Raw genomic sequence first — 11,539 nt, 5'->3', positions numbered from 1 at the left:
TTCTACTCCCAGCTAGAAGGATGTCCTTTGCGTGCCAGTTCATGATAATCTAGGCACGCAAAGGATATTCTTAGAATTCCGTCGTCAGGAGCCGTCGTGCGTCCCACCATAGTGCTGCTCGGCACCACCGCTGTCATGGATGCCATCGCGGCTCGACTCAAGTCGTACGGCACGTATGAAGAAAAAGATATATTCGATCGTCTGTCCGCCGGGGACTGCCTGTTCAACATAGACTTGTCTGGCGACGTCCTTGACGACTATGACGACGGCGAGCTCCAGGATCTGGCCATATCCAGCGAAGACCTGGGCGCCATTCTCATCGAGTATCAATCGGTGTCCTGCATAAGGAAATTGGTGCTGACCGTCATTTCCGAACAGGACGGCTTTCTCGACACTAATCATGGAAGAATCATCGCGTTCGACGAGGTGCGCAACCGCTTCGACAGAGAGCCGGATTGGGATTGGAGGCGCAGCACCAGGTCATCGAAGCGGTCCTAGGAAATCACATACGGCGACGCCTTGATGTGCCTGCAAGCCTCAGCCTCCGCCGTCTGATCAAGCCCGGACTCACCGCATACCAAGGGAGCATCAGGAACAGCGCCGTCCCCCGAGCCACGCACAACCTGCGCCGGATCAAATACGAGGTGGCCCGCCGCTGGAGTGAAGTCCCGCTGATCGACATCCTCAAGGAGGCGATCCTTCGCACCGACTGCCTGGCCAAGGTGACCGCGGCGACCGGCACCGGCCACATGAGCCCCGAGGTGCCGGCTGAGCGGCTCATGCTGGTCATCTACGCCTACGCCATCAACTGCGGCATCCGGCAGATGATCTTCGGCGCACACGCCCACAGTGAGGAGGACCTGCGCTACGTCCGCCGACGCTATCTGACCCCGGAGGTGGTCTGTACCATCGCCGTCGAAATCGCCAACGCCACCTTCGCCGCCCGCGACACCGGCCTGTGGGGGCAGGGCTCCAGCTCGACCAGGCTTCGGCCGCCCCGAACTGGGTCGGCGTGATCCTCTCCGGTATGGCGCTGCTGCTCGCCTTTCCTCGCCGCCTACCTGGACCGGCGCACTCGTACCGTGAGCCGAGTCGTCGCCGGGTCCGCGGCGGCGAAGCCCGCCCCGGCAACGACCTGACTCGCCCCCAGGCACGGGCGGGCTCCTTGGCGGTGAACAGGCGGCGGCCGGCCAGGCTGACGTAGACCAGGGCGACCAGGACGGGAACCTCGATGAGCGGGCCGACCACTCCGGCCAGCGCCTGGCCGGAGGTGACGCCGAAGACGCCGACCGCCACGGCGATGGCCAGCTCGAAGTTGTTGCCGGCGGCGGTGAAGGCCAGCGTGGTGGAGCGCTCGTAGCCCAGGCCGATCAGCTTGCCGGCCAGGAACGACCCGCCCCACATGAGCGCGAAGTAGGCCAGCAGCGGCAGCGCGATGCGCGCGACGTCGCCGGGCTGGGAGGTGATCGTGCCGCCTTGCAGGGCGAACAGGATGACGATGGTGAACAGCAGCCCGTACAGGGCCAGTGGGCCGACGCGGGGCAGGAAACGGCTTTCGTACCAGTCCCGGCCGCGGGTGCGTTCGCCGCGCTTGCGGGAGGCGTAGCCGGCGGCCAGCGGGATGCCCAGGAAGATGAGCACGTACTGGGCGATGTCCCAGGCCGAGACCTGAAGCGCGGACTGCGCGAGGCCGAGCCAGCCGGGCAGCACCTGCAGGTAGAACCAGCCCAGCGCGCCGAAGGCGACCACCTGGAAGACCGAGTTGAGCGCGACCAGGACGGCGGCGGCCTCGCGGTCGCCACACGCTAGGTAGTTCCAGATGAGGACCATGGCGATGCACCGCGCGAGCCCGACGATGATCAGGCCGGTGCGGTACTCGGGCAGGTCCGGCAGGAAGATCCATGCCAGCGCGAACATGACGGCCGGGCCGAGCACCCAGTTCAGCACCAAGGAGGAGACCAGCAAGCGGCGGTCACCGGTGACGGCGCCCAGACGGTCGTAGCGGACCATGGCCAGCACCGGGTACATCATCAGCAACAGCCCGAGCGCGATCGGTAGCGAGATCTCGCCGACCTTCACCGCTTCCAGCGCGGTGTTCAGCCCCGGTACCAGCCGGCCGAGCAGCAGCCCGGCGGCCATCGCCGCGATGATCCACACCGGCAGAAAGCGGTCGAGCGTGGACAGGCCGGCGATGACGCCCTGCGCGGCGGCCGGCGAGGCCGGTGAAGCTGGGGACGTGGAAGAGGGCATCGTGCTGATCCTCAGACGGTGGCGGACGCGTCGAGCAGAGCCGACAGCTCACCCAGCGTCTCGGGAACCAGCCGGTAGTACACCCAGGAGGCGCGCCGCTCCGAGGTCAGCAGCCCGACCTCCTTGAGCACCTTCAGGTGGTGGCTGATGGTCGGCTGGGACAGCTCGAACGCGCCGGTGATGTCGCACACGCACACCTCGCCGCCGGCGCGGCTGGCCACGATGGACAGGATGCGCAGCCGTACCGGGTCGCCGAGTGCCTTGAACACCCTCGCCGCCCCGGCCGCCTGCTCGGCGTCCAGCGGCTCGCGCATCAGCGGCGAGCTGCACTCCAAGAGCTCCAGAGGTTCCACATCTACTCCGTATAGACAGCCATCGAAATCGACGCCTTTCTATATTGACATACATCAAAGCCAGAAGGAGTCCGCGGAGCTTGGGTGAGTCTCGTAACGCTGAAGGCCCTCGCCGACTCGGCGAGGGCCTTCAGCCACGTGTGCGTACCGGTGTGTGTGTCGCCTCTCGGCGAAGGGCACAACGCGGCTCCAGCCGAACGGTAGTCCGCGAAGGCGATAGGTGAGGCCCGGGGACACTGGGCACACCGGCCACGACCGATGTAACCATCAGACGGCCATCCCTGTTCCCGGCCACCGTCCCGGGCGGCGACTCAGGCCCCGGTCAAGGTGCTACGGCGCTCGATCATCAGCGCGTCCCGCCAGAGACCGTGGTGACAGCCGATGCGCTCGCGGGTGCCCACGACGCGGAAGCCGAGCGCCTGGTGCAGGCTCAGGCTGGCGGCATTCTCGGGAAAGACACCCGACTGGATCGTGCAGACACCGGCGTCCTCGGCGGCGGCGATGAACGCCGCCAACAGCGCACGACCGATGCCGTGAGCCTGGCAGCCGGGGTGGACGTAGATGCTGTGCTCGACCACGCCGGCGTAGACCCGGGCGGGACGAGACCGCTGAGACGGCCACCCAGCCGAGCATCTCGCCGGAGTCGCTGTCGGTCGCCGCGTACCGCAGGTGCGGCAACCGGCTCGCGGTGAACCCTCCCAACTGGGCGCAGTGGTCTCGAAACTGGCCTGGCCGGTGTCCAGCCCGGCCTGGTAGATCGCCAGCACCTCGGCGGCATCGCTCTCGCGCATCGGCCGGATCTCCAGGCCGAGCCCGATGGCGGGCTTGAGGGCCTGGACGATGGCTGAGTGCACCCCGTCGCCGTGATCGGCGGTCAGCACGATCCGCACGTCTGTGAACCCGGCCGCCGCCAGCAGCCTGCGGTACTCGGTGACCGGCAGGGCCCCGGCCACGCAGCCGATGCGCTGCTCGGCCGCCCGGCGGCGCTCCGGATCGAGCTCGCCGTCGACCACCATATCGCTGACGCCGAACCGGCCGCCCGGCCGCAGTACCCGGAACGCCTCGGCCAGGACCGCCGCCTTGTCGCCGGACAGATTGATCACACAATTGGAGATGGCCACGTCCACCGACCGGTCCGGCAGCGGCACCCGCTCAATGCTGCCGTGCAAGAACTCGACGTTCCGCGCGCCGGCCTGCTCGGCGTTGCGCCGGGCCAGCGCCACCATGTCCGCGCTGGCATCCACCCCGTACACCCTGCCCTGCGGGCCGACCCGGCGGGCCGAGAGCAGCACGTCGATACCGCCGCCCGCGCCGAGACCCAGCACCGTCTGGCCGGCACGCAGCTCGGCGACGGCCACCGGGTTGCCGCATCCCAGGCTGGCCCGCACCGCCCCCTCGGGCAGCAAGCCGAGTTCCTCATAGCCGGCCGCGCCGAAGCCACCCTGCTCGAACGCGTCCTGCCCGCAGTCGGCGATCGTCCTTCCGGCGTCCGCGGCACGGGCCAGCGCGGAGTAGTGATCGATGATCTCGTCGTACGCCATGACCAGGCTCCTTCAGTCGCAGGTGGGCGCGACCGGCGCGGGGTTGCCCATGACCACGTCAGCGGCGGTCGGAAAACAGCTCACACAGTTCTCGTTGATCCGGTACAGGCTGGACGTCCCTTGCCTCTCGACCAGCACGAACCGCACCTCAGCCAAGATCTTCAGGTGGTGGGAGACGGTCGACTGGCCCACCCCGGACGCGGCCACGATCTCGCCCACGCTCATCGGCGCGCGCCGCCGGGCCAGCAGCGACACGATCTGGATCCGGGTCGCGTCGGCCAGGGCCTTGAACCAGCTCGCGTACTCCTCGGCCTCTGCGCGCGGCAGTGGACCCTTGGTCTCATTCATCGTAAATCGACGATATTCGATTGATCTGGAAGGCGGAAGCCCACTGCTCCCTTTCTCGCAGGGTATGAGCGATCACGGCGGCCCCGCGACGAGGACGACCCCTCGCCCAGACGGTGCTGAAACGGCGGGCAGAGCCGCAGAGATCTTGGCACTGAACGTTGAGGACTTGGACCTGGAGCATGGGCGGGCGCCTTTCGGTCCACGGGTGGCGCTGTCGAGTGGGTGTATCGGGATGGCGGCACCGCCCACCTGCTGCCCCGCCTCCTCCGGCTCCCTAAGGGCAGCACGGGCCGGTGTTCCTGTCCGAACGCCACCCCGTCCCGGCTCGCAGGCCGGCGGCCGGCGATATCTGCCCGCACGCCGACCGCGACCGCGTCCTGCTGGAGAAGCACGCCGGGATCGACCCGCACCAGCTGCGCCACAGCGCTGCCACCCACCTCGGCGACGCCGAGGTCCCGCTGCAGCTCATCATGGGCAAGACCCGGCACAAGAACCCCCGCACCGTCATGCGTCAAGCCCAGGGCTGAGGCCATCGCCGTCGTCTATCCGTACGGTGCGAACGCGGGTCAGCTGAGGACGATTCACCTCCATACTGGACACGCAGTGGGATCATCGTGACAGATGACACCTGAGGGGGGACTTTGCCTGACAGCCGCCACAAGTACCTCTACGAGCGCCTCGGGGATCACGATTTCCAGCAACTCATCGGGGCGCTGCTTTCCGAGCGCTTCCCAGATTTTGTCCCGCTACCTCTGCGGCAGGCCGACGGAGGCCGTGATGGGGTCCGTAGCGCACCTGAGAAACGGCTGATCTATCAGGTTAAATGGTCTGCCACAGGCACTGAGAAGGACCCCGTTGCGTGGCTGGACGCAACAATCACTCAGGAAGCCGAGAACATCAGGCGGCTCGCGGCCGAGGGCGCGAAAAAGTACATCATCGTGACGAATGTCCCGAGTACCGGTAGGCCCAGAACAGGGACGTTCGACAAGCTTAACGAAAGGTTAGCCGCCCACTCGAAGACCTTCGGCCTCGATATGAGCGCTTTGTGGCGCGAGGCGATCAACTCGATGGTTGATGCGGCATCGACCGAGCTCAAGTGGGCCTATGCCGACATGCTGGCAGGATGGGAGGTCATCCGTTATCTCCTCAGTGAGGAGACAGCAGCCAAACGGAATTCGGGCCTTCGCGACCTCCTTCGCAAGGTGGCCGCTGCACAGTGGGACAACGACGAGCGCGTCAAGTTCAGCCAAGTCGATTTGGACCGGGAACGCCTGGCCGACCTGTTCGTCGATGTGCCGGCGGACATGATCCACGTTCCCCGCCGGGCACAGGGGTTGGCAACTGACACCCACCGGCTGGGGCGGTGCCGCCTCCTACATCATCGGCAAGTCGCCCTACCCGTTCACCCTCGTGCGGGGAGCACCCGGTCAGGGCAAGTCCACGCTGGGGCAGATCGTCTGCCAGGCGTTCCGTGCCGCATTCATGCCGGCACAGACGCCCACATCTGATCTGCCGGCGACCAGCAAGCCCAGATTTCCGCTCCGGTTCGATCTCGCCGACTATGCGGCATGGATGCAAGGCTACGACGTCTTCGACAAGTCAGATGCCCCCACCATCAAGAAGGAGAAGAAGCGGCACGCTCAGGAGGCGACCATCGAGTGCTTCCTAGCCGCCCTGATGTCGCATCTCGCAGGAGGCACCTCAGTAGCAGCTTCGGATGTACAGGATCTGTTCGACCGGGTGCCGAGCCTGATCGTTCTTGATGGCCTGGACGAGGTCGGCAGTATGGCGGCGCGCCGCCGCGTCGTGCAGGAGATCGATTTGTTCTGCTCCCGGGGCAGGGCGTACGCCGTCGAACCCCGAGTGATCGTCACCTCACGTCCCAATTCCGCCGGTCTGCCAGAACCGGATGCGGATGTGTTCGAGGTCATCTCGCTGAGTCCCCTGGATCATGCTCTGCGCGATCAGTTCCTCCGGAAGTGGTGCGCCGTGCACAACGTCCGAGGCAACGACAGCCGCACACTGCGCCGCAACTTCAACGAAAGGACTCGCGAGCCCTACATCGGCGAACTCGCCGGCCATCCGATGCAGCTGACCATTCTGCTCTACCTCCTGCGCCAGCACGGGGACGCGACACCAAGCCAACGCACCGAACTGTACGACGCGTACATGAATCTGCTCTTGGCTCGAGAGGCGAACAAGCACCCCGAGACGGTCCGGAAATATCGGACGGAACTCCTGGAGATCGTCCCGTTCCTCGGCTGGTACGTCCAGTCCCGAGCAGAGGAAGACGGTCACAGCGGGCGAATGACGCGCGACGAGGTCGAGGCCGCGATGAAGCACTTCCAGCGGACCTATGGCAAGCCCGAGAACGTGGTGGATGAACTCTTCGAGGCCGCGACCGACCGACTGTGGGCCCTGACGGGCAAGGAACAGGAGACCTACGAGTTCGAAGTGCAATCGCTGCGGGAGTACTTCGCGGCGCGATATCTGTACCGCTACGCCGGCGAGGGCGACCCCCGCTTCGACCGCACGCACGTCTTCCGTGAACTACTTCGACGGCCCTACTGGTTCAACACCGCCCGCTTCTACGGCGGCCACGCGACGGGCTCCGACCTCTATGTGCTGCAGGCGGGGATCACTCACGAGCTTACGGACAATCCCTCCAAGCATGTGCGCGTGGCATCGTGGAGCCTCATCACCGACGGCGTGTTCAACAGCCGGCCGCTGGAAGCCGCCGCGAACGTGGACGCGCTGACCGACGACCATGGCAGCAAGCTCCTGTTGGAGGCGCTCGACGACAGGGCGATAGCGACACTTCCGGACCCGTCACACGCCGGCAAGGTGTGGGAGCGCCTCACCCAAGCCATCGCCGCACACCCCAACAATCACGTTCGCATGCGCGTCATTCGCGACCTACTCGGGCAACGACGCCAGTTCGCCCGCTGGTGGATTGATCGGCTTACCCAGGCGATCGGCACCGACGACGAGATCGCCTGGCTGAGGCTCGGCGCGGCCTGCGAAGTCATCGCCGGTGATGTCATCGACATCCCCGGTCTTTCCGCCGAGGACGGTGAGCGGGCCCAGCTGATCCTCAACACCGGAGGCCTGCCCCAGAAAGGCAGCTTCCTTGAGGAGCAACTCCGTCGGGCCGTACTCGACGGCCAATGCACCGAGACGACCTCAGTGCGCTCGGAACTTGCAAGGATCGCGGTAGCCCTCAGCCCCGCCGAGTTCTACTCCTTCGGCACCCGTCCCACGCCCCAGACGCCGAAAGCGTCCTCCCCCGATCGTCGCTCACAGGCCATCCAACTCCTACGCAAGTCAGGATCGGCCCTTGCCGACGTCGCGAGCTTCCGACGATTCCAGCGCGGCGAGAAGGGCAGCACGTCCCCTGGTCCAACGCCTCCACCGCGCTGTTCCACGAGGTCGGCCGCTGCTGGCTTGTTACGGAGATCGCCGTCATCGGTGCGGCCATGCCGCTTCTTGAGGGATATACGCGTGTGCCAGGCGCACAAGCACTGGGCGCCACTGGTCACCCCGCGGCGCTCATCGCACACACCCGGGCCCATGCGCGTGACGCCATGTGGTGGCGCGACCGGCTCAAAGCGTGCGACGACGACCACTCCCTGGCCGAGTGGGCCCTTGCGCTCTGGGCGATCGCAGCAGGCGACACCATCGAGGAGCTCCTCATCGAACTTGAGCAGTGTCTCGACCGGCTCCCGAACAGGCGGCGGCGTGCCCTCCGCATCGCGGCTCTTCGCCTCGGCGAAGCCGGGCTCCTTGCAGAGCGATCAGTGACAGCCACCACCGCCAGCGGCTTGCTCGCGGAGCTGCTGGCTGCCCGAGCCGGCCGCGCAGGCACACAGGGCAGTCCAGATTGGGTGGCTCCGGCAGCCGTTCAAGAGCGAGCACCACTGGCAAGTGTTGCCCGCACAGCGAAGTGGCTCAAAGTCGATCAGGCGCCACGGTACCGATAGGCGGACCAGCGACCGCCGACCTGTCGGTTCTCAATCTCTGCGTCATGCGCCAACGCTGTGACCTGCCGGCTACCTCGGTGTCTCACACCGTGTCACACGTCGGTTGTCTCAGGCCGCGTGTCATCTCCTCGGCTTCCCAGGCGACGGCAAGCTGCTGACCTGCGGGATGACACCCGTGTGAGACTGCGAATGAGAAGGTGCACGGAATTTGGGAACCTACACGACCTCTCAGAGTCCGATGCCGTGCAGCGGGTTGTCGTTCCACTTGTCGGCCTGGTGGATGTAGCCGGCGACGACGGGCGAGCCGTCGGCCCAGCGTCCATGGCGGGTGATCGCGGACATGGGCGCGCCGGCCTTGGCGGCCGAGGTGGCGCCGCCCGCGCGCAGGCCATGTGCGGTGTAGGCATCGGCGTGGTCGAGGCCGGCGCCTGCGGCGGCCCGTTTGACGATCAAGTTGATCGACTGCGGGGTCAGCCGTTCACGACGGCCGCGCCCGGCGACGGGATGAGCGGGGGAGGCGATGCGGCCGTGCCGGTCGATCGGGCGGAACAGCGGCCCGGTCGTCACGCCGGCGTCGGCCAGGTCGGTGAGCCAGGCGCGGGTCACCCTGATGGGGCAGGTCTGCGGGTGCTGGCCGTAGGGGATGGCGACGATCTCGCCGTGGGCGTCCTGGTCGGTCTTGCTGAACGGGACGTACAGCTCCAGGCCGTCGGCGGTGAAGGTGAGGTCGTCGATGTCGATGTCGGTGATCTCCGAGCGGCGGCCCATCAGGGCGAAGCCGAGCACCAGGACGGCGCGGTCACGCCGTCCTGCGGGGGCGCCGTCCGGCAGGGCGTCGACCATCGCGCGCAGCCGGTCGACGGTGATCGGCGGAGATTTGCGGGGGCGGTGGCCCTGCTGGGCGCGCTCGCGGCGGTAGGCGCGCAGGGCCAGCCGGGCCGCGGCGGTGGCGGGTTTGGCGAGCTGGTCGTGGGCGGCCAGCACGCAGGCCAGCGCGCGGTCGATGGTGGAGGGGGCGTACTACTGGGCGGCCAGGTGGGCGACGTAGTTGGCCAGGGTCGCGGGGGTGGCGGGCAGCAGGGTGCGGCCGGTGGACTTTGGCACCAGGTGGCGTAGGCGCCGAAGTCGCGGGCGTAGGCGAGGCGGGTGTTGGCGGCCAGGCCCTGCTCGACCAGCCGGGCCGTCCGGCCGTCCAGGAGGTGCTCATGCTCATCCGGGGCGGGCGGCGCGGGGGCGGGCTCCGGGAGCCGTTCGGGGGCGCCCATACGGTTTTCCATGATCAATTTTGTGGTACTGAAGGCGGTCAGCGGGAGAAGGGGCGGCATCGGCTGCGGATCAGGCCCACTGACAGCAGGCGGGAATCCCACTGACAGCAGGTGTGCTCTCACATAACAACAATTGTGTGAGAGATCCACGCTGCCCGGATATTCGTATCCGATCGAATGATCCGATTCGGATACGGATCGGCTATGGCTCTGATAGATTTGTGAGCATGATCGAGGGAACCGAGCAGGCCGGTCCGAGCGTGGGAACCAGCGAGGAGATTCCGCAGCCGGTGCAGGGGCAGGTCGAGGAGGCGGTGGCCGCCGGGCGCGCCGCGCGCACCCGCGCCGCTGGGCGGCGGCCCTGCCGCTACTGCGGCGGCGCCCTGCCCGCCGGCAAACGCGCCGACGCCCTGGACTGCAGCGACGACCACCGCCGCCGCTACAACCGCGAACGCGTCGCCGCCGCACCGCCCGACCGCGACAGCGGAGAGGTCCGCCTGGAACACGCCGGCGCCGTACTCGGGCCGCTGACCGATCAACTGACCGCCACGGCGGCCGCCCTGCGCGCAGCCTTGGACGAAGCCGTCACCGACGCGCTGAACGAGGCCCGCGCCGCACGCGCCGACGCCGACCGCGCCCGCCGCGAGCAGGCCGAAGCCGGCACTCGTGCCGAGCTGGCCGAACGCCGCGCCCAAACCGCCCGCGAAGCACAGCAGGCCGCCGAACAGGCCGCCCACCAGATCAGACAGGAGGCCGGCAGCAAGGTCGACGAGGCCAAGGAGGACGCCCGCGCCGCCTGGGCCCAGACCGCCGAGCATGAACGCTCCCGCGGCGCCGCCGAACAGGCCCGCGACAACGCCCTGAACGAGCGCGACCGCGCCACGGCGCAGCTCCAGGCGAAGACGGCCGAACTGGAGGAGGCCCGCCGCGAGCTCGACCGGCTACGCGCGGCTGTCGAGGAGCAGGCCCGCCAGGCCGACGCCCTCCGCGCTGCGGCCGCCGACGCCGAGCAGCGCGCCCGCGACGCCGAGACCGCCCGCGAACGCGCCGAGCACGAAACCCTTCAGGCCCACGCCCGCGCCGAGACCGCCACGGCACACGCTGACGCCGCCCGCGCCGAAGCCGCTGAGGCCCGACTCGCGCTGGTCGCCGCCCAGGGCGAAGCGGCTGCCGCCGCACAGCTCCGGGCCCGCGCCGAGGACGAGCTCCGCCAGGCCCGCACCGAGCACGACACCCAACGCGAGCGCGCCGCCATCGCAGAGCAGCGAGCCCGCGCCGCCGAAGCCGAACGCGAGCGCGCCACCGAGCAGACGCATCAGCTGCGCGACCGGCTGACCACCGCCCAGGCCGCCGCCGGGCTGGTGCTGCCGGAACTGACCGACCTCAGCAGCGACCACGGTGTCGGGGTTCGCGGCGTCACCCTGCCCGACGCCGGTATCGACGTTGCCCGGGACCCGGACGGCGCCGTGATACTGCACTTCCAAGATCAGGAGATCCGGCTCGGCGACCCGCAGCACGTTCCAGCTCGTGGGCGAACCCTGGCCGCCGCGATCCTGGCCGCCTCCGCTGCACGCCCCTGACCGGCGGCCCAGCGGGTGCGCCGCCGCCGGCTCCCTCCCCCAGCCGCCGCGACCATCCCATCAAGGACGTCCCCCACATGAGCGCTGCCGACCGAGCTGAACCATGCGACAGTGATGCCCCGCCGGACTAGATCGCTGATGTGAAATTTGGGTTAGTGATCGTAGGCGATCAGGGATCGTTTCACGGGTGCGCCGATGTTCCAGTTGTGCCAGATGACAGCG

At 67.9% G+C, this 11,539-nt stretch carries 10 protein-coding genes and 1 pseudogene; 6 read left to right on the top strand and 5 right to left on the bottom strand.

Annotated features, from left to right (window positions below; all coding sequences use genetic code 11):
- Positions 1-96 precede the first annotated feature (96 nt).
- A complete protein-coding gene (locus AB0G11_RS47355) occupies positions 97-498 on the top strand; it encodes a hypothetical protein (protein ID WP_357593716.1) in 402 nt (133 codons plus the stop codon).
- A 26-nt stretch (positions 499-524) separates the two neighbouring features.
- The gene (locus AB0G11_RS47350) at positions 525-1,016 is read left to right on the top strand and encodes a Tn3 family transposase (RefSeq protein WP_357593764.1); all 492 of its coding nucleotides are present in this window, start codon (positions 525-527) and stop codon (positions 1,014-1,016) included.
- A gap of 163 nt (positions 1,017-1,179) precedes the next feature.
- Here the strand turns inward: AB0G11_RS47350 and arsB are convergent.
- The 4 genes and pseudogenes from arsB to AB0G11_RS47330 form a co-directional block, all read right to left on the bottom strand.
- A pseudogene (gene arsB, locus AB0G11_RS47345) lies at positions 1,180-2,250 on the bottom strand (ACR3 family arsenite efflux transporter); the annotation flags it as partial.
- Positions 2,251-2,261: 11 nt separating this feature from the next.
- The gene (locus AB0G11_RS47340; protein ID WP_357593714.1) at positions 2,262-2,603 is read right to left on the bottom strand and encodes a metalloregulator ArsR/SmtB family transcription factor; all 342 of its coding nucleotides are present in this window, start codon (positions 2,601-2,603) and stop codon (positions 2,262-2,264) included.
- 311 nt (positions 2,604-2,914) lie between these two features.
- The gene (locus tag AB0G11_RS47335; RefSeq protein ID WP_357593712.1) at positions 2,915-4,144 is read right to left on the bottom strand and encodes a GNAT family N-acetyltransferase; all 1,230 of its coding nucleotides are present in this window, start codon (positions 4,142-4,144) and stop codon (positions 2,915-2,917) included.
- A gap of 12 nt (positions 4,145-4,156) precedes the next feature.
- Positions 4,157-4,492 (bottom strand): metalloregulator ArsR/SmtB family transcription factor, encoded by a 336-nt coding sequence (locus AB0G11_RS47330; RefSeq protein WP_357593711.1) that lies wholly within the window; start codon positions 4,490-4,492, stop codon positions 4,157-4,159.
- 293 nt (positions 4,493-4,785) lie between these two features.
- Here AB0G11_RS47330 and AB0G11_RS47325 point away from each other — a divergent pair, with 293 nt between their 5' ends.
- The 3 genes from AB0G11_RS47325 (at position 4,786) to AB0G11_RS47315 (ending at position 8,293) form a co-directional block, all read left to right on the top strand.
- Positions 4,786-5,019 carry a tyrosine-type recombinase/integrase gene (locus AB0G11_RS47325; protein ID WP_357593709.1) on the top strand — a complete coding sequence of 78 codons (234 nt, stop codon included), beginning with the start codon at positions 4,786-4,788 and terminating at the stop codon, positions 5,017-5,019.
- Between the two features lie 114 nt (positions 5,020-5,133).
- A complete protein-coding gene (locus AB0G11_RS47320; protein WP_357593707.1) occupies positions 5,134-6,000 on the top strand; it encodes a hypothetical protein in 867 nt (288 codons plus the stop codon).
- Positions 5,975-8,293: a hypothetical protein gene (locus tag AB0G11_RS47315; protein WP_357593705.1), complete on the top strand. Its 2,319-nt coding sequence runs from the start codon at positions 5,975-5,977 to the stop codon at positions 8,291-8,293. Before AB0G11_RS47320 ends, AB0G11_RS47315 begins: the two co-directional genes overlap by 26 nt.
- Positions 8,294-8,700: 407 nt before the next feature.
- On the opposite strand, the gene AB0G11_RS47310 is transcribed toward AB0G11_RS47315, so the two are convergent.
- Complete coding sequence (locus AB0G11_RS47310; protein WP_219508931.1) at positions 8,701-9,456, bottom strand: site-specific integrase; 756 nt, start codon at positions 9,454-9,456, stop codon at positions 8,701-8,703.
- A gap of 508 nt (positions 9,457-9,964) precedes the next feature.
- Between AB0G11_RS47310 and AB0G11_RS47305 the strand changes: the two genes are divergently transcribed.
- Positions 9,965-11,317, top strand: coding sequence for a hypothetical protein (locus AB0G11_RS47305; RefSeq protein ID WP_357593703.1), 1,353 nt, complete (start codon positions 9,965-9,967; stop codon positions 11,315-11,317).
- The last annotated feature ends 222 nt before the right edge of the window (positions 11,318-11,539 follow it).

Origin of the sequence: Nonomuraea sp. NPDC023979 (genome assembly GCF_040639085.1) — a bacterium.
In the GTDB taxonomy this organism is placed as follows: domain Bacteria; phylum Actinomycetota; class Actinomycetes; order Streptosporangiales; family Streptosporangiaceae; genus Nonomuraea; species Nonomuraea ceibae.
The sequence above is the reverse complement of the archived record's forward strand: the minus strand, read 5'-3'. Positions and strand labels throughout refer to the sequence as shown.